Here is an 18,448-nt window from a genome sequence, read left to right as displayed (position 1 = left end):
GGCCCCTCCCCGGCTGCCACTGCCCGGGCGGCAGGCCCGCCGCCCGGTGCCTGCGCGCCCTCGGGCCGGGCGGAGCGGGGCGCGGGCGGCGGGTGGAGACGCCGCGGCAAGGCGGGGCCGGGGGCCCATCGTCGCGCGGGCCGGAATTGCCTTGATCGCCCGGCGAAAATCCCGAGGCTCTGACCACGAGAACCGCCCCGGGGCGCAGCCCCGGCGAAGGCGCCCCGCCACCGACGAAACCGCCCGGAAGACCCCACGACCGATGTACGCTCTCGCCTCGCAGTTCCTGCCCTCCCTCGAGTCCCTCGGCATCTGGTCGTACTGGATCATCGGCCTGCTCGCCCTGCTGGAGGGCTGGTGGCTCACCGGCGCCGTGGTGCCGGGAACCCTTGCGGTCGACGCGGGCGGCCTGCTGGTGCGGATGGGCCACCTCGACTTCGCCGACCTGTGCTGGTTCGTCGCCATCGGCGCCATTCTCGGCGGCGAGGTGAGCTGGCAGTCCGGCCGCTGGCTCGCCGGGCACATCCGGATGCCGCAGAACCGCGCCGGCCGGCGCGCGGAGGGGCTGCTGGCCCGAGCAGGCGGCCCCGCCCTGCTGCTCGGCCGCCTGCTCGGGCCGGTGGGAGGGCTGGTGGCGTTCGCCGCGGCGCTGGGCGGGATGTCACGCCGGCGCTTCGTGCTGTGGAACATCCTGGGCGGCATCGTCTGCGCGCCGGTCCATGTCGGGCTGGGCTACCTCGCGGGAGACCTGCTGGCCCGGCTCGCGCCCTGGCTGCCGCGGCTGGTGCTGCCGCTGGGGCTGCTGGCGGCGCTCGCGCTCGTGACATGGCTGGTCACCCGGCAGCTGCGCCAGGGCCTGCCCGTCCTGCTGGCCGGGCTCGCGGCCCTGCGCGCCCGGGTGGCGGACTGGCCGCCGGCCGCGCGCCTCTCCCGGCGCTTCCCCCGCCTCGCCGGCTTTCTCGCCCGGCGGCTGGACGCGCGAAAGGGTCGCGGGCTGCTCACCACCGCGATCATCGTGCTGGCGCTCTATCTCGGCGCGCTCTTCATCGACGGGGCGCTCGACATCGCGCTGGTGCCCGACGCCGTGGCGCTCGACCGCCGGGTGGCCAGCCTCGCCCATGCCTACTGGACGCCCGAATGGCTGCGGGCGGCGGGCTGGCTCACCCAGGCGGGCTACGTGCCGGTCGCGTCGCTGGTGGCGGTCGGGGCGGTGCTCGGGTTTCTCGCCACCGGTCGGCGGGCCGCGGCCCTCGGACTCGCGTTGGCCGGAATCGGCAACGCGGTGAGCGTGACCCTGCTGAAGCTGGTCTTCGGCCGCGCGCGCCCCGAGCTGTCGTATTTCCTCGAAACCTCCCACAGCTTCCCCTCCGGCCATGCGGCGATATCGGTCGGGCTCTACGGCACGCTGGCACTCATGCTCTGGCGCGAGCGCCTCGTCGGCCCGACCACGGCACTGGTGGCGGGGGTCGGGCTGGCCGCCGTTCTGGGGCTCACGCGGATCTACCTCGTCGCGCACTACCTCTCGGACGTGCTCAACGGCTGGGTGATCGGCAGCATCTGGCTGGTGATCGGGCTGGGCCTGGCCGAGGGGCTGCGCAAGCGCGACCCGCAGCCGCGCGCCGGGCTGCGCCGCGCCGGCCTCGGCGCGATGGCGCTGTGCCTGTGCGCCGCGCTGTGGATCGCGCTCACCCACACGAAGAGCCCGGTGGAGCGCCCGGTCGAGGCCCCGGACAGGGTGCCGCCCTTCAGTGATACCGCCGCCATCGACGCCCTGCCCACGGCCGTGGTCGCGCTGGGGGGAGAGCCGCTGGCGCCGGTCACGCTGCTGGTCGCGGGCCCGGAGCTGCCCGGGCTGCGTGACCGGCTGGTGGCCGCGGGCTGGGAGGTTGTGCCGCAGCCCTCGCTGGGCTCGGTCTTCGCGGCGATCCGCGCCGACGTGCTCGACCTGCCCCCCGCCACCGACAGCGCCTCGATGCTCGCGTTCCACGGCGCGGCCCCGGCGGCGCTGACACTGCGTGGCGGCCCGGGCGGCGGCCTGCTGCGGCTCTGGCCGCTGGGAGTGCAGGCCTCGGGCCGGCCGGTGACGGCACTGGCCCTTTCCGCGGCCGCCGCGAACGGGGAAGACGCCCCGCCCGCAGGCGGCTCCTGCCGGGCCCTGCGCGCCGGCCTGGAGGGGGCCGCGCCGCCGGCGGAGGTGCTCGCCCTCGACACCGGCGCCTGCGCGCGCTGACCCCGTGCGCTCCGCGGCTCAGCTGCCGGTGCGGAACTGGTTCTCGATCTCGTCGATGGGGTGGTTGGTAAGGGTCTTGGGCACTTCGCCGATCACCTTGTCCGCCACCTCCTTGTGCATCACCTTGCGCAACTCGCCCAGCACCTTGGGCGGCGCCATCAGCACGATCTTCTCGAAGCGGTGCGCATGCGCCTGGGAATAGAGCAGGTCCGCCAGGTCGTCGGCGAAACGCTCCTTCGCGAGCTGGTGCCAGTCCGTGTCGTCCAGCGCCGAGCGCTGGCCCGGCCCGCCGTCGTTCATGCGGCCGGGCCGGTTGGCGGCCTGGTCGATGTTCCTGGGATTGTCCTGCTGCTCGTGGCGGACGACCTCGAGATTCGGGTCCTGCGCATCCATGAGATTTCGCAGGAACAGCGCCTTCTCGCCGTCGGCGACAAGAACCCAGGCGTTGTGGGGAATGGTGATCATGGTTTCCTCCTCTGGAGCCGATGCGGGGCCGCGCGCGGCCCGCGCCGGGCCGGCCGGCGGCCGCCTGCATCCCTGTGGAGGGAACGCCGCCCCGTGCGGCACGGTTCCTTCACCTTTCCCGCCCCGGGCCGGCGGGCGGGCGCTCACACGAACACCACGCTCCCCGCCCCGAGCTCGGCCAGGCCGACGTTCTCCAGCGTGAGCTGCTCGCCGGTGGCGAAATCGAACACCGCGTCGGCGCCGGACTGGGTGGCGATGGTGGCGAGCTCGGCGTAGCTGTCCATCGCGGCTCCGAAGCCGGAGATGCGCAGGATGTCGGTGCCGAGCTCGAAATCGGTCACCCGCGCCACGCCGTCGAGGCGGGCGAAGGCGAAGATGTCCGCCCCTGCCCCGCCCTCGATGAGGTCGATGCCCGGCCCGCCGGAGAGCAGGTCGGAGCCCGCGCCACCGTAGAGACGATCGTCACCGCTGCCGCCGTGCAGGCGGTCGGCGCCCTCGCCGCCGAAGAGCGTGTCCTCGCCGCCCTCGCCGAGCAGCAGGTCGTCGCCCGCGTCGCCGTGCAGCGTGTCGTGGTCGGAGCCGCCGTCGAGCCGGTCGTCGTCGTCACCGCCCCGGAGCAGGTCGGAGCCGATGCCGCCGTCGAGCATGTCGGCCCCGGCGCCGCCGGTGATGGTGTCGAGCCCGGCATTGCCGAAGAGCATGTCCCCGCCCGCGCCACCGTCGATCGTGTCATGGTCCGAGCCGCCGTAGACGCGGTCGTTGCCGTCGCCGCCCCCGATCATGTCTCCGCCGATGCCCGCGGCGTTGATCAGGTCATTGCCGGCGCCGCCGAAGATCCGGTCGAGGCCGCCGGTGTCGTGGATGCGGTCGTTGCCGTCGCCGCCCTCGACGAGGTCGTCGCCCCGGCCCGACATCAGCCGGTCATGGCCGATGCCGCCGAAGAGCGAGCCGCCCGCGTGGCCGGCCTGGAGGATGTCGTCGCCCGCCCCGCCGTAGAGCCGGGCGATGCCCTGCCTGTCGACGAGATGGTCCGCGCCGTCGCCGCCGTAGATCTGCTCGTCGCCGGCGCCGCCCTGGATGGCGTCGTCGCCCTCGTCGCCGAAGAGCCGGCCCTTGCCCGCGCCACCGAAGATCCGGTCGTCGCCGAGGCCGCCATAGGCAAAGCCCGCGCCCGAGCCCATCCGCAGCGTGTCGTTGCCCCCGTCGCCGAGAAGGCGCACGCCGTCGAAGCCCGAGACGTCAGCGATCACGTCGTCATCCGCGCCGCCGCGCATCAGCATCGAGTCCTCGCTGCGGATGATGTCGGCGCCATCGCCGCCGTAGAGGGTCGAACTGCCGCTGTCGGCGTCGGGATCCTCGTGGCCGGTGACGATCATCACGTCATCCCCCGCACCGCCGAAGGCCGTGCCCGCGCTGCCCCCGGCGGACAGGATGCGGTCGTTGCCATCCCCTCCGTAGGCAAGCACGAGCCAGTGCTCGTCGGAGAGTTGCAGCTCGTCGTCGCCGGCGCCGCCGTGAAGCGTGCCGCTGCCCATCAGCACATCTTCGCCTTCACCGCCGTAGAGGGTGGAATCCTCGCCCACGAGCAGGTCGTTGCCGGCCCCGCCGTAAAGCCGGGCTCCGCCCTCGTAAAGGACATAGCCCTCATCGTACCCGTCTGCGTTGAAGAGCCGGTCGTCCCCCTCGCCGCCGAAGATGAAGTCATTGCCGTAGAGGCCGAATATCGTGTCGCTCCCCGCCTCCCCGTGGATCGTCTCGTGGTAATAATAGGTGCTGTATCTGTCCCAGTCGGTGTTTCCGTAGACAGTGTCGTTGCCCTCGCCGGCCCGGATGACGTTGCCGTCGCGCCCGCCGTAGAAGATGTCGTCGTCGTCGACCCCTTGGGTGTGCAGCACCACCTCGCCCTCGCTGGCGCCGTCGGCATTCGCGATGGTGTAGGTGAAGTGCGCCTCGGCCTGCTGCGAGGCCGGCAGGCTCTCGTCGAGCAGGTCCGGCCGGTAGACGAAACGCCCCCCGGGCTCGACCGTGAGCGTCCCGCTGCCGGGCAGCTCGATGGTGATGCCGTCGCCCACGGGAATGCCGTTCACATGCGTCACCAGGGGGCGGCCCTGCAGGGGGTCGAACTCGTCGGCGCCCGAGCCGTTGTCCGCCAGCAAGTTGCCGCTCCGCGTGCCCAGGCCCGGGAAGGTGAACGCGTCGTCACCCGCCAGAATGCCCGTGTGCGTGAGGGTCGCGGTGAGCCTGATCGGAGCGTTGTGGAGATAGCCGCCCCGCGTGTGCAGGGTGATGGTCAGGGCATCGTCCGCCAGGATCCGGGCCATCTCGGCGCCCGGCAGCTCGAGGATGGCGAGCCGGTTTTCCGTCCGGAACGACTCGAACCCGAGGTCGCCGAAGGACCGGCCGTCGATGAGCAGCTCGGTGGAAAGTTCCTTGTGTCCCAGGCCGAGATTGTCGGAAAAATCGAGCGTGAGCCTGGCCGGGCCGGACATCGCGTCGGCCGGCAGGTCGGCCATGGTCAGATGGGCTTCGTAGCGATCGAACCGCTCCCCGGGCACAGCCGGCAGACGGGTGGCGCCCCCCCAGATGTCATCGACCTCAACACTCGCACTCGCATGCGTCATGACGCGCTTCCTTCGTTGCAATCGTATCGTTTCCCCGGGGGCCGACTTTCGCGCACCCTCCGCGGCCGCGCAACCGCACGTTGCCGCCGCCGGCCGGGCCGGCGCGCCGTGAAGCCATGGCCATCCGCGCGGCCGCGCCGGTCACGGGGGCGGAGGCCCCGGCACGCCTCGCCCGCCGGGGTGCTCACGGCGTTCTGCACGGTCGGTGAGACGGGCTGGCGGCCGCCCGCGCCGGCTGGCGCGCGGCGGCATTGGTACCGGCCTGACCGGGAGGCGGCAAACGGCCCCGCTGCCCTGCAGATCCTGTTGCCTCGGTCTTCATCCCGCGATAGTTTGCATCAGTTCGCTTTACCTCAGGTTGAAATCATGAAGCTGATATTGCATATCGGGCCCCACAAGACCGGGAGCTCGTCCATTCAGGCATCCCTGAAGAATTCGCAGGACTATCTCGCGGAAAACAGGATTCTGTTCTTCGGCCCGCAGCACATGATCTGGTCGCTTGCGGCGCTCTACACGGAATTCTGGAATCGGGAAAATCCCTTCCTGAAGCAGAAGTTCGCCAGCGACGACGAGCTGATGAAATGGTCTGCCGCACACTGGAGCGAGTTCGAGCGCCTCGTGGCCACCAGCGATGCCGAGATCGCGATCATCTCCAGCGAGCAGTTCAGCACCCTGCCGCCCGACGGCATCGCCCGGATGATGGAGCGCCTCATCGGCATGTTCGATGACATCAAGGTGGTGGTCTACGCACGCGACCCCGCCAGCCTCTACCTGTCGTCCCTGCAGGAGGGCATCAAGTCGGGGTGGCGGCTGCGGGACGCGCCCCTCCCCGACGAATACGAATACCGCCTGCGCGGGCAGATCGAACGCTACGTCACCCATGTCGCCGCCGAGAACATCATCGTCCGCAGCTTCGACCGCCAGAACCTGAAGGACGGCGACGTGGTGAAGGACTTCTGCGGCGTCGTCTCCGCGGAGGGGCCGGAGATCGACATTCCCTCCATGTCGAGAAACGAGTCCATCCCGGGAGCGGCCCTGGCCTGGTTCCTCTCGGCGAACGAACTGTCTCCCTACCTGCCGCGGACCGAAGACCACAATCTCGTGGTCAGGATCATGATGCAGTCTCCCGAGATCGGGACGCTGCCGAAGATGAAGTTCGGCACCAACGCGATCGCGGAGGCGATCCGCCATCGCTTCGCGGAGGACAGCGCATGGATCAACGAGCGCTTCCTGCGCGGACAGGTGCCCCTGCCGCTGGGGCAGGCGATGTCTCACGACACCACGTCGCGCGAGGCCCTGCGCGACTGGATCATGAGCTACATGACCGTTGATGCGATGAAGCTGATCACCGAGCAGGTGACGGCCGGCGAAGGCATTCCGGGGCCGGGCACCCGCAGCGCGAGGATGGCACGCCGGGCCCGCGCCGCCGCCCGGGCCTAGGCAGGGCCGGAAAGGGCGGGGCCCCGCCGGCGTTCCGTCGGCGGGGCCTCGGCCCGGTGTCGCGATCGGCCCGCGCGCCCCTGCCGGCGGGCGGGTGCGGAGGTCAGGAACTCTCCCCCATCCGCATGTCCATTTCCACCATCGGGATCTGCTCGTGCCGCATGATGGTGCCCTTCGAGAGATACTCCGCGATCAGGGGCTTGAGCAGGTTCTTGCGCGAGAGATAGCCGAAGGGATCATGCTCCGCGCCCTCTATGCTGTAGAATTTCGCCTTGTGAAATCTCTGCGCGATCAGTTCCGCATGCCTGATATCGACCTTCAGCCGGCCATCGAGAAGAATGGAGAAGTTGAGATCTGAATCGCGGGACTTGATGTAGTCCCGCTTGAATTCGATCTGCCTCGCCTCCTGATACCATCTTTTCTCGAAATCTATCACTTTCGGATCAAGGCTGTATTGCGGAGACACGACCAGCCCGCGTGTGACGTTGAGGGCCTCGGCGAAGTTCAGGCTCGCGTAGGCGCCCATGGACGAGCTGTATGCGACCACCTCGTAGCCGCCCGGGATCGCCTCGCGGACGACGGCGAGCACCTGCTCGATCTCGTCGAGCTGGTACCAGCAGTTCGTGCGCGGGACGATGCCGACAAATCCGTAGCCCAGGTACTCGATGAATTTCGAAGCTGCCGGAACGCGATCGAGGCCGGTTTCCTTGCTCCAGGCCATGAAGGTTATGACGAACTTGTCTCTTCGTTCGTTGGGCTCGCTGAAAACCACGCGATAGTCGTTGCCCCTGAATATCTCTCTCATAAACGGATCATTCCCTACACAGGCAGGCTCGATTAGTAAGCCCTACAGATATATCCAAAGCCACTCGCGCAGGGCAACGGCTCTCGGCGCGATATCGGCGCTTTCGCCGCCCGCGCCCGGCCGCTTCCCGGAGCCGTGCCTTCCGCCTCGGAAGCATGGTCCGCGCCGGCGGCTGCGCGGCCTGCGTGACGGGTGCGGTGCGCAGGACCACCCGTCACGCAGGCCGTCACCGGCAGGCCGGAAAAGCCGGGAAGGGCCGTCACGAGGAGCGTCGGCCGGGATGCGTGGTCGCGGTCGCGAAGGCGAAGGGCGCCGCCACGCCCGAGCACGATGCGCGAAAGCCCTCCGCCGGTGCCCGGCAACAGGGCAAGGCACACGCCCGTCACGAGCGCCGGACCGGACTCACGACGGGCGCGCCGGGTGGCCCGGGCCGCGGGCGGGCCGGCAACCGGGCGGCGCGCGAGGCCGAGGCCGGCGCGGCGACACCGGCGGTCCTGTGGCATAGTGTCGGCCTTCGGCATCCGGCATTTTCTCCGCCGGGACTTTCTGCGACGAGAGCCGCGATGAAGCATGCGCTCCGGCATAGGATACTGCTGATCGCGGTGACGCTGACGGTTGCCGCGGGCGCAGTCGTGTCGGCGCTGCACATGTCCGCCGGGATCGGCCAGGCGAGCCGGATCGGACTGCGGCTCGCTCACGCTGTCGCGGCAGCCGACATCTGCGGGGATGCGCCGCATGCCCGGGAGTATCACTGCCCCTTCTGCAACCTGACGGACGATGCCGGCCGCCCCTCCGCCCCGGACGGGTGCCGGCAGGCGCGGGCGGTTGCCCCTCAGGTATCCCCCGCCGGCCTGCCCTGCCCGGGACGGCGGCTCGATCACTGCATGGCGCCGAGGGCGCCACCGGCCACGGCCTGACGCTCGCCAAGGCAACAGGTCGCCCCCGGAGGGGGGCATGGCGCGCCCCCCGCGGCGCAATCGGAGCAATGAACATGAAGTCCACTCTTTTCGGCGCGATCGGCATGATCGCGCTGTCGACGGCCGCTTCGGCCCACGTGACGCTCGTGCAGCGCGAGGTGCCGGCAGGCGACACCGCCAGCATCACCCTGCGCGTGCCGCACGGGTGCGACGGCCTCGCCACCACCGCGCTGCGCCTCTCCCTGCCCGAGGGCTTCTACGCGGCCAGGCCGATGCCGAAGGCCGGCTGGAAGCTCGACACAGGGACCGGCAGCTACGAGACCCCTTTCATTAACCACGGCAGCGAGATGACCGAGGGCCTCCGGACGGTCACCTGGTCGGGCGGCAACCTGGAGGACGGCTGGTACGACGAATTCACGGTGCGCGGCACCATCGGGCCGGAGCTCGCCCCGGGCACGGTGCTGTATTTCCCGGTCGTCCAGCTCTGCGACGGCGGCGAGACGGACTGGACGGACACCTCCGGCGCCGAGGGGGTCGCGACCCCCGCGCCGAGGCTCGTGGTCGCCCGCGCCCGGGCCGGAGCCTCCCACGACCATTCCGGCCAGGGCGCGAAGGCGGCGGGGCCGATCGGGGTCGCCGGCGGCTTCGCCCGCGCCACCCCGCCGGGCGCCCGCGTCGGCGGCGGGTACCTCAGCGTGACCAACTCGGGTAGCGAGGCCGATCGCCTGGTGTCGGCCAGCAGCGATGCGGCGGGCCGCGTGGAAGTGCACGAGATGTCGATGAACGGCGACGTGATGGTGATGCGCAAGCTGGAGGACGGGCTCGAGATCCCCGCCGGCGAGACCGTCGTGCTCAGCCCCGGCGGCCGGCACCTGATGTTCATGCAGCTCGTCCGGCCTTTCGTGGAGGGCGAGACCGTGGACGTGCGCCTGACCTTCGAGAAGGCCGGGGAGATGAGCGTGCCGCTCGCCGTCGGCCCTCTCAACGCCTCGGGCCCCGGCCATGAACTGGCGAAGGACCATGGGCACGGGGCGCACCAGTGATGGCTCTCCCCAAGGCAAAGAAGGTGGTCGTCGCGATCGCGACGCTCTGCCTCGTGGTCGTCTGCCTCGCGCTGGTGGTCGACCTGAAGGCCCAGGCGAACCGGGCGGCGCTGCTGGGGCGCGGAGACTACCGGCTCGCGCAGACCGATGGCGGAACCTTCTCGCGCGAGACGCTGAAGGGCGCGCCCTTCGCGGTGTTCTTCGGCTTCACCCATTGCCCCGACATCTGCCCGACCACGCTGGGCGAGGTCGCCCTGTGGAGGCAGGACCTGCCGGCGGCCCGCGACCTGAAGGTGTTCTTCGTCACGGTGGACCCGGAGCGCGACTCCCTCGACGATCTCGCCGCCTACACATCCTGGGTGCCGGGCGTGGTCGGGGTGCGCGGATCGCAGGAGCAGACCGCGAAGGTGCTCGCATCCTTCCAGATCCTCGCGCAGCGGATCTACATCGGCAACGGCGACTACACGATGGCCCATACCTCGTTCATGCTGCTCTTCGACGAGAACGGCGTGTTCGTGGAGGTGATCCCCTACGGCAGCGCGCCGGAGGAGGCTGTCGGGAAGCTCGCCAACCTGATGGCGGGAAACCCCGCGGGCCGCGGCGCCCGGCTGCCGTCAGACCCGGTCGCCCAGCTCTGCTTCAGCGTGCAGGAAGCCCTGCTCTGACATCGCGGCGCGGCCTCCTCCGGGCCGCGCCCCCCCGAGAACTGCCGACCGGGATCCTGATGTCCGGATGACCCGCGCGGCCGGCGCCGGGCTGCATCGGCCATCGCGAGGCGGGCCTGCCGGGGCCGCGGGGCGAGCTCTGGCGGATGCATCCCGGCGCCGGCGCACCCAGCCGCGCGACGCGCATGCGGCGGCGCCCGGGCGGCCGGGCCGGAAACCTCACCGCATCCGATGGCCTGTCCGCCGCTTCCCGCCCACGGGCCGGGCGTCACAGGCCGAGATCAGCCCGGGGCCGGATGCCCGTTGCCCGAGCACGCATCCGGCCGGCGATCCCGCGCAGGTGAGGCAGGGCGCCGCGACGATCTGGCGGGCCGCGCGGGAAACCGCGCCCTGGCTTCAGGGGCGGAAGCGGTCGCGGCCGGCGCCGGCGCGGGGGCCGGCAGGGAGGGAGGGCCACGGCGAGGGCGCGGGGCCCGGCTGCCCCGTGCCGTGCGGCTGCCGCTCCCGGCCTTCCGGCCGCCGGAGCCGCCCGGAACACGCGTCGGGCGGGCCGCGGCGCCATCCGGACCGCCACCCGACCCCGGCCGGACCCCCGCCCGGGGTATGGGCCGCCCCCGGCGCAGGCAGGCGTTGTCGGGCGGGGGCCGGGGGCACCAGATTCCGGCATCGGCCCGTTTCACGAAGGAATCACAGATGCAGATGCTCTCCCGCATGACCGGCTTCGGCCGAGCGCGCGCCACCGCGCTTGCCGCCCTCACGGCCGCCACCCTCGCCACCGGCCCGGCCGCCGCCCTCACCATCGACGACCTGAGCCTGTCCGGCGCGGATCCGGCGGTGGAAGCCGCCTCCGAGGCCGCGGCCCGGCATTTCTACGCGTTCTGGGACACGGGCGACACCGACCATCTCGACCGCGCCATCGCGCCGGGCTTCACCGACCGCACCCTGCCGCCCGGCCGCCCCCAGGGCCCCGCCGGCCCTGCCGCGGCCTCCGCGGCCTTCCGCGCCGCGGTGCCGGACCTCGGTGTCGAGGTGAAGCTCATGGTGATCTCGGGCGAGTACGTGACCACGCACATGGTGTTCCACGGCCATTTCACCGGCACGTTCCGGGGCGTGCAGGGCAGCGGGCAGGAAGTGCGCTTCAACGCCACCGACCTCGTGCGCGTCCGGGACGGCCGCATCACCGACAACTGGCACATCGAAGACAACCTGACCCTGTTGCAGGACATGGGCCTGGTGAAGGGCGAATGAGGAGCAGCGACATGCCCGGGACACTGAAGGTCGGCCATATCGACCTCTCCTTCCACGACGCGAGCGCGCGCGAGGTGGAGGCCATCCTCGCCCGCCACGGCCACGTCATCGAACGCTCCGCCGCCCCGCACGAGGAGATGTTCCGCCGGCTCGGCCGGGGGGAGGTGGACGTGCTCGTCTCCGCCTGGCTGCCGGCCAGCCACGAGACCTATCTCGCCCCGATGGCGGCCGAGGTGAGCCGCATCTGCGTGCTCTACGAGCCCTGCTGCATCTGGGGCGTGCCCGATTACGTGCCGGAGGCCGACGTGGCCTCGGTGGCGGACCTGCTCCGCGAACCGGCCCTCACCCGCATGGAGCGGCTGATCCGGGGCATCAACCCGGGCGCCGGCATCAGCCGCTTCTCGAAGGCGATCGTGGAAAGCTACGGGCTCGGGGCCGCCGGCTACCATTTCGAGACCGGCACGGAGGCGGAGTGTTTCGACCGTTTCGAGCAGGCCCATGCCGCCGGGCGCTGGGTGGTGGTGCCGCTGTGGCACCCGCAGTACCTGCATGCCCGCTACCGCATCCGGGCCCTGGAGGAGCCGCGCGGCCTGCTCGGCGGGGCCGACGAGGCGACCCTCGTCATCCGCCGCGACGCGATGGCGCGCGTCGCCCCCGCGGCCCTGGAAGAGCTCTCGCGGCTGCATCTCGGCAATGCCCGGGTGAGCGCGCTCGACGACGCGCTGCGCCAGCGCCGGTGACGGCCGGGCGCGGCCCGTCGCGGCCGGGCGCGGCATGTCCGGAAACGCCGCGCCTATGACCTTTGGCCCTCCCCGGGCGCGCGCTACCCTGTAGCGGTTCTGCCGGGGAGGCGCCGCAGCACCGGACGCCCGACCCCCCGGCCCGCCCGAATCTCCGAGGAGCCCTGGCATGTTCGACGCACGACCGCCAGACACAGCAGACACGTTCGCCGGCTCCGGAAGGGCCGCCCTGCTGCCGGCGGGGTTTCTCGCGCTCGGCACCTTCGCCATCGGCACCGAGGGGTTCATGATCGCGCCGCTGCTGCCGCGCATGGCGGCGGATCTCGGCATGCCCGTGCCGGAGGTCGCCACGCTGGTGGTGGTGTTCACCCTGGCGCTGGCGCTGAGTTCGCCGGTCACCACCGTGCTCACCGGGCGGATGAGCCGCCGCAGGGTGCTGCTGCTCGCCATGGGGCTGTTCACGCTGGGGAATTTCCTCGCGGCCTGGTCGCCCGGCTTCGCGGTGCTGATGGCGGCGCGGGTGCTGATGGCGGTGGCGGCCGGGCTCTACACCCCGGCGGCCAACGCGCTGGCGGGGGCGGTCGTCGCGCCCGGGCTGCGGGGAAGGGCACTCGCCATCGTCAGCGGCGGCATGACCATCGCCATCGCCCTCGGCCTGCCGCTGGGCGCGCTGGTGGGCCATGCCTTCGGGTGGCGCGCCACCTTTCTCGCCGTGGCCCTGATGGGGCTCGTGGCCCTGGCGGGCATTCTCGGCGGCATCGCGCGCGAGGCGGGCAGCGGGCAGGCGGTGGCGGGGCTGCGCGCCCGGATCTCGGTCATCGGCCAGCGCCGGGTGCGCCGGCTGCTCGCGGTCACGCTGTTCTGGTCGGTCGGGGCCTATGCCGCCTATCCCTACATCGCCGAATACCTCTCCGCCGTGCTGGGCTTCGGGGCGGGCGGCATCGGCGCGGCGGTGTCGATGTGGGGCGTGTTCGCCGCCCTCGGCGTGGTGGCCGGCGGCATGCTGAACGACCGGTTCGGCTCCCTGCGGGTGGTGCGCGGCTCGCTCGTGCTGCTCGGCCTGTCCTTCTGGGCCCTGGCCGCGGCCACCGGGCTCGGGGCGCAAGCCGCGCTGCTGCCGGTGCTGGGGGCCATCGCGGCCTGGGGCTTCAGCGTGTGGTCCTTCTTCCCGGCGCAGATGGCGCGGCTGATCGCGGCGGGCCCGGGCGAACAGGCGGGCGTGGCGCTCGCGCTCAACACCTCGACCATGTACCTCGGCTTCTCGCTGGGCAGCGCCGCGGGCGCGGGCATCCTGGGCAGCGGGGCGCTCTGGGGGATCGGGGTTCTCGCGGGCTGCAGCGAGCTGGTGTCGCTGCTGCTCGACCGCCGGGCGGAAGCGGCATGAGCCGCGCCATGAACCGCGGTGCGCACCGGTCCGGCCATGGCGCCGCGCGGGGCTGAGCGCATGCCTGCCGGGGTGGCCGGGCCGGCGCTGGCCCTGGCTCTGGCCGGGGTTATCTTCGTCACCGACGAGAAGGTGGGCTTTCATGCCGCGGTCTCCGTGCTCTACCCGCTGGTTCTCGTGCTGGGGGCGGGCCGCTCCGGCCGCCGCGGCATCCATGCCTGGACCGCGCTGTGCCTGGCGCTGCCGGTGATCTCCTTCATCTCGGTGCACATGCCCCGGCCGGGGGTCGAGGCCGCGCTGCGCCTGACCTTCGCGCTGGCCGTGACCGGACTGACCAGCGCGCTGCTGCTCGGCCGGCTCCGCCTGCGCGAGGCGCGGGACGCGCGGGATTCGAGCGAGGAAACCCTCCGGCAATTCGCCGAGCTGATCCCGCAGATCCTGTTCCGCACGGATGCCGACGGGCGCGTGACCTATCTCAACGCCTGGTTCACCCGGCTCACCGGGCGGAGCGCCGAGGAGGCCCTCGCCCGGCAGGACTGGCACGAGGCGCTGCACCCCGAGGACCGCGACCGCTACCTGCGGCTGCGCACCGAGGCCGGCACGAGCCCGCAGCGCATCCATGTCCGCGCCCGCGACAGCGCCGGGCAGTACCGCTGGCTGCTGCTGCACCGCCGCCCCCGGGCGGACCCGGTCACCGGCGCGCTGGTCGGCTGGTACGGGAGCTGCATCGACGTGGACGCCGAGTTCCGCGCCGCCGCGGAGATCCGTGATCTCAACGCGCGGCTCGAGCGGCTGGCGGCACAGCGCGAGGACGCCCTGCGCCGCAGCGAGCACCGCTTCCGCGCCCTGTTCGACGATCTCAACATCGCCTTCGCCGAGCATGACCTGAGCGCCGCGAAACCGCTCGTCGACGCGGCCCGGGACGCCGGCGCGGCCAGCCTCGCGGCCCATGATGCCGCGCATCCCGGCTACATCGCCCGCTGCCTCGCGGGCATACGCCTCGTGGGCGCGAACCGGGCCATGCTGCAGATGCTGGGCTACGGGGAGGAGACGGGGCCGCTGGACCCCGCCTGGCCCGCCCCGCGCAGGGGGCAGGTCGCGCAGATGCTCCTGGTCCAGCTCGAGGCGCTGTTCCACGGCCGCTGCCATGTGAGCGGCTCGACGACCCTCCCCGGCAGGGAGGGCCGGTCCATCCCGGTCGCCTTCGGGCTGAACCTGATCCCGGAGAGCTGCACCGCGCTCTCGACCTTCATCGACATTTCGGAGCAGCAGGCCGCCCATGCGGCGATGCTCGCGGCGCAATCCTCCCTGGCGCGGGCCGGGCGGGCGGCGACCATGGGGGCGCTGTCCACCTCCCTCGCCCACGAGCTGAACCAGCCCGTGCAGGCGCTGACCACCGAGATAGACACCATCCGCCGCTGGCTGCAGCGCGACCCGCCCGAGATGGCGCGCGCCCTGCGCACCCTCGACCGGCTGGCGGGCAACGGCGCGCGCATCGCCGCGATCATGCGCCGGACCCGCGACCAGCTGGTGACGGGCGAGGCGCCGGCCATGCCGATGGATCTGCGCGCGCTGCTGCGCGAGACATCGGGGCTGCTGGAGGGCGAGCTGTCGCAGCGTTCGGCCCGCCTGCGGGTGGACTGCACCCTGGACGATCCCCGGGTGATCGCGGAGCGCGTCGGCCTCCAGCAGGTGCTGGTGAACGTGCTGCTGAACGCGGCCGAGGCCATCGCGGCGCGGCCGGGGGGCGGACCGGGGCTGATCCGGGTCCTGGTCGGGGAGGCTCCGGGCGGCATGGCCTGCATCCGCATCCGCGACGATGGCCCCGGCATCGCCCCGCAGCACCTGGAGAAGCTCTTCGAGCCCTTCTTCACCACCCGTGCGCAGGGCATGGGCATGGGGCTGCACATCTGCCGGGGGATCATCGAGCGTTTCGGCGGCACGATCTCGGCGGGCAACCATGCCGGCGGCGGCGCGGAGGTCCGCTTCACGCTGCCCCGCGCCCGGGCCCGGGCCTGCGCGGAGGACGCGGCATGAGCCGGACGCCGCCGCCTTCAGGGGGCCGCCCTGCCGGTGAGCGCCTCCACGAGCCGGAGCAGCTCCGGGGGATCGAAGGGTTTCTCGATCAGCCGCACATCCGTCTCGCGCGCGACGCGGGCATGCACCTGCGGGGTCGCGAAGGCCGAGATCAGCACCACCGCGACCGTCGCACCGCCGCGGCGGAGCACGCGCACCATCTCCAGCCCGCCCATGCCCGGCATCTGGATGTCGCTCACCACGAAGGCGGTCCCGCGCCGGGCCGGGCTGGCGAGAAAGGCCTCCGCGCTGGCGAAGCAGCACACGTCGTAGCCGCGGCTGCAGAACATGTCCTCCAGCGCCAGCCGCACGCCTTCGTCGTCATCGATCACCGAAATCAGCGGCCGGGCACACACGAGGGCCATTCCTTTCCTCAAGCTCGACGAGCAGGGGAAACGGGGCCCGAATCCGGCCGCGAACACAATCATACCGCGGTATCGGGTGCCCCGGCCGGCCCCGGGCCCGTCCCCCCGCTTTCCCCGCACAGGAGACCGTCATGAAAAGTTCCCTGCCGGGCGCGTGCCCCCTGCCCGAAGCCGGCAGCCCCCCGCTCGCGATCATCGTGGATGACGACAGCGGCGTGCGCGCGGCCCTGGAGGATCTCTTCGCCTCCGTCGGGCTCGACGTGCGCAGCTACGGGTCCGGCGATGCCTTCCTCGCCGCCGGATTGCCCCGGCGCAACAGCTGCCTGATCCTCGACGTGCGGCTGCCCGGCGAAAGCGGGCTCGATTTCCAGGCCCGTCTCGCCACCCTCGCCCCGGGCTTGCCGGTGATCTTCATAACCGGCCATGCCGATGTGCCGATGTCCGTCCGCGCCATGCGCCACGGCGCCCTGCATTTCCTGCCCAAGCCGTTCCGCGACCAGGAGCTTCTCGACGCGGTCTGGGAGGCGTTGCGCGGCGACGAGGCCCGCCGTGCGCGCGACCACGAGGTCGCGGCGCTGCGCCGGCGCGCCGAAACCCTGACCCCGAGGGAGCGGGATGTGCTTCGCGGTGTGAACCGCGGCCTGCTCAACAAGCAGATCGCCCATGAGCTCGGCATCGCGGAAGTCACGGTGAAGATGCACCGCAGCAGCGCCTTTCGCAAGCTCGGGGCCCGCACCGTCGCGGACCTGATCCAGAAGGCGATGCAGCTCGACCTGTGAGGCCGGAGCCGCCCCGGGGCGGGGCGGAGCGGCCCGCGCGCGCGCGGCGAGCGCGCGCACAGCGCCCTCGGCCCGCAGCTCAACGGCGCGCCGGGGTGCGAGATCGGCAGCCTTCGGGAGTGCCGCCGTGCCGGGGCCCCGGCCGCGGCGGGCGGCAGCCGGACCGATACGCGCCCGGGCGACTGTGCGGCCGCGCCCGCAAGGCGGGTCCGGGAACGGGGCCGAGCCGCGCGGGCCCGCGCTGCCGATGCCGTCCGCGGACCCGTCGCCGGCCTTCCGGGCCTGCGGGGCGAGCGGCGCGCCGGTGCGCGCAGCGGCCACGCCTGGCCTGCCCGCGTTCCGGCCGCCCCGCTGGCGGTGCGCGGAGGGCATTGCGCCCGCGGCCCCGAGTTCCGCCGCCACACAGGCTCCGGTGACGCCGCGCGGCGCGCCCTGCCCGTGTCATGCCCCCGCCGCTCCGCCGCACCCGGGCGGCCGCGAGCGGACAGGGGTGCAGGCGGCCCTGCCCGGTCAGCGGGCGCCGCTGGCGCCCTCGACATCCCGGCCCGGCGTGCTTCCGGCGGGCCGATCCTGCCCTGCCAGGGCGCGCGGGGCATGCCCGTGGACCCGCAGAAAGGCGCGGCGCATGCGGTCGCGGTCGGCGAAGCCGCTGTCACGCGCGATCACGTCGAGCGGGTGCCGCCCGGTCTCCATCATCGTCTTCGCGGCCTCCAGGCGCAGCCGTTCCACGGCGCGGGCGGGCGACATGCCCGTCTCCTCGCGGAACACCCGGGAGAACTGGCGCGGGCTGAGCCGGGCCACCTCGGCGAGATCCTCGACGCCGAGCGGCCGCGACAGGTTCTCGCGCACATGGGCAAGCACGCGCTGAACCCGGTCCGAGCGGGGGGCGATGTCGAGCAGGGCCGAGTGCTGGGTCTGCCCTCCCGGCCGGCGGTGGTAGAGCACCATGCGGCGGGCCACCGCCCCGGCAAGCCGCGGGCCGTGATCCTGCTCGATGAGCGCGAGCGCGAGGTCTATCCCCGCGCTCATGCCGGCCGAGGTCCAGATGCCGTCATCCTCGGTGTAGATCCGCTCATCGGTCACCCGCACGGCCGGAAACTGCTCCTGCAGGGCCTGCACCCGGGCCCAGTGCGTGGTGGCCAGGCGCCCGTCGAGCAGCCCGGAGGCGGCGAGCACGAAGGCGCCGTTGCAGATGCTCGCCACCCGGCGCGCCTCCTGCCGGGCGCGGCGCAGGTAGTCGAGCACCGCGGGCGCCGGCGGGCGGCGGACCACCTGCCCCACCACGATCACCGTGTCGGGCATCCGGCGCGACAGGGGCTCCGTGACCACCGGAAAGCCGAAGGAGCTCGGAACCTCGCCGCCGGAAACCGACATGAAGCGGATGCGGTAGCCCGGTTCTCCGAGCTCGGAATTGGCCAGGTCGAAGGCGGTCAGCGCCGCCATCGAGATCACCTGGATGCCGTCTGCGGCAACAACGCCGATCTCCCTCATGCCGATCTCCTCGTCTGCAGCCTCGTTGCCCGCCTGCATGCCGTCTCCATCCTGCCACGCCCGTCGGCCTCCCGGCGACAGGCAAGAGCCGGCGGGCCCTGCCGACCGCCCGGTCGCACGAAGGTGGCGCGCGCGCCGCAGGCCGCGCAACCCGCCCCATACCAAGGTCTGCCCGCCAC

The 18,448-nt window shown here is 72.4% G+C and carries 15 protein-coding genes; 10 read left to right on the top strand and 5 right to left on the bottom strand.

Annotation, left to right across the window (positions count from 1 at the left end):
• The first annotated feature begins 262 nt into the window (after positions 1-262).
• Positions 263-2,230: a bifunctional DedA family/phosphatase PAP2 family protein gene (locus D3P35_RS22125; RefSeq protein ID WP_118137980.1), complete on the top strand. Its 1,968-nt coding sequence runs from the start codon at positions 263-265 to the stop codon at positions 2,228-2,230.
• A gap of 18 nt (positions 2,231-2,248) precedes the next feature.
• On the opposite strand, the gene D3P35_RS22120 is transcribed toward D3P35_RS22125, so the two are convergent.
• Positions 2,249-2,695 (bottom strand): host attachment family protein, encoded by a 447-nt coding sequence (locus D3P35_RS22120; protein ID WP_118137978.1) that lies wholly within the window; start codon positions 2,693-2,695, stop codon positions 2,249-2,251.
• A gap of 143 nt (positions 2,696-2,838) precedes the next feature.
• Positions 2,839-5,316 carry a calcium-binding protein gene (locus tag D3P35_RS22115; protein ID WP_118137976.1) on the bottom strand — a complete coding sequence of 826 codons (2,478 nt, stop codon included), beginning with the start codon at positions 5,314-5,316 and terminating at the stop codon, positions 2,839-2,841.
• A 366-nt stretch (positions 5,317-5,682) separates the two neighbouring features.
• Here D3P35_RS22115 and D3P35_RS22110 point away from each other — a divergent pair, with 366 nt between their 5' ends.
• Positions 5,683-6,756, top strand: coding sequence for a hypothetical protein (locus D3P35_RS22110; protein WP_157982264.1), 1,074 nt, complete (start codon positions 5,683-5,685; stop codon positions 6,754-6,756).
• Between the two features lie 103 nt (positions 6,757-6,859).
• Here D3P35_RS22110 and D3P35_RS22105 read toward each other — a convergent pair whose 3' ends face one another.
• Positions 6,860-7,561, bottom strand: coding sequence for a hypothetical protein (locus D3P35_RS22105; RefSeq protein WP_157982263.1), 702 nt, complete (start codon positions 7,559-7,561; stop codon positions 6,860-6,862).
• 563 nt (positions 7,562-8,124) lie between these two features.
• On the opposite strand from D3P35_RS22105, the gene D3P35_RS22100 reads away from it, so the two are divergent.
• The 7 genes from D3P35_RS22100 to D3P35_RS22070 all read left to right on the top strand — a co-directional run bounded on the left by D3P35_RS22100 (position 8,125) and on the right by D3P35_RS22070 (position 15,595).
• The gene (locus D3P35_RS22100) at positions 8,125-8,478 is read left to right on the top strand and encodes a hypothetical protein (RefSeq protein ID WP_118137969.1); all 354 of its coding nucleotides are present in this window, start codon (positions 8,125-8,127) and stop codon (positions 8,476-8,478) included.
• A gap of 74 nt (positions 8,479-8,552) precedes the next feature.
• The gene (locus D3P35_RS22095) at positions 8,553-9,521 is read left to right on the top strand and encodes a copper chaperone PCu(A)C (protein ID WP_232830599.1); all 969 of its coding nucleotides are present in this window, start codon (positions 8,553-8,555) and stop codon (positions 9,519-9,521) included.
• Positions 9,521-10,186: an SCO family protein gene (locus tag D3P35_RS22090; RefSeq protein ID WP_118137965.1), complete on the top strand. Its 666-nt coding sequence runs from the start codon at positions 9,521-9,523 to the stop codon at positions 10,184-10,186. The genes D3P35_RS22095 and D3P35_RS22090 overlap by 1 nt, the downstream gene beginning before the upstream one ends.
• Positions 10,187-10,879: 693 nt before the next feature.
• A complete protein-coding gene (locus D3P35_RS22085; RefSeq protein WP_198670754.1) occupies positions 10,880-11,434 on the top strand; it encodes an ester cyclase in 555 nt (184 codons plus the stop codon).
• A gap of 11 nt (positions 11,435-11,445) precedes the next feature.
• Positions 11,446-12,174 carry a glycine betaine ABC transporter substrate-binding protein gene (locus tag D3P35_RS22080; RefSeq protein WP_118137963.1) on the top strand — a complete coding sequence of 243 codons (729 nt, stop codon included), beginning with the start codon at positions 11,446-11,448 and terminating at the stop codon, positions 12,172-12,174.
• Positions 12,175-12,343: 169 nt separating this feature from the next.
• Entirely contained in the window at positions 12,344-13,558 is a 1,215-nt protein-coding gene (locus tag D3P35_RS22075; RefSeq protein ID WP_118137961.1) for an MFS transporter, read from the top strand.
• A 60-nt stretch (positions 13,559-13,618) separates the two neighbouring features.
• Positions 13,619-15,595, top strand: a complete 1,977-nt coding sequence (locus D3P35_RS22070) for an ATP-binding protein (RefSeq protein WP_157982262.1) — start codon at positions 13,619-13,621, stop codon at positions 15,593-15,595.
• A gap of 17 nt (positions 15,596-15,612) precedes the next feature.
• Here the strand turns inward: D3P35_RS22070 and D3P35_RS22065 are convergent, their stop codons facing one another.
• Positions 15,613-15,999: a response regulator transcription factor gene (locus D3P35_RS22065; RefSeq protein ID WP_157982261.1), complete on the bottom strand. Its 387-nt coding sequence runs from the start codon at positions 15,997-15,999 to the stop codon at positions 15,613-15,615.
• Between the two features lie 131 nt (positions 16,000-16,130).
• Here D3P35_RS22065 and D3P35_RS22060 point away from each other — a divergent pair, with 131 nt between their 5' ends.
• A complete protein-coding gene (locus tag D3P35_RS22060; RefSeq protein ID WP_118137954.1) occupies positions 16,131-16,778 on the top strand; it encodes a response regulator transcription factor in 648 nt (215 codons plus the stop codon).
• 510 nt (positions 16,779-17,288) lie between these two features.
• Here D3P35_RS22060 and D3P35_RS22055 read toward each other — a convergent pair.
• On the bottom strand, positions 17,289-18,269 hold the full coding sequence (locus tag D3P35_RS22055; protein ID WP_118137995.1) for a GlxA family transcriptional regulator: 981 nt from the start codon (positions 18,267-18,269) through the stop codon (positions 17,289-17,291).
• Positions 18,270-18,448: the final 179 nt, after the last annotated feature.

Origin of the sequence: Oceanicella sp. SM1341 (assembly GCF_003448965.1) — a bacterium.
Taxonomy (GTDB): Bacteria; Pseudomonadota; Alphaproteobacteria; order Rhodobacterales; family Rhodobacteraceae; genus Paroceanicella.
This window is presented reverse-complemented; position numbering and strand designations above follow the sequence as displayed.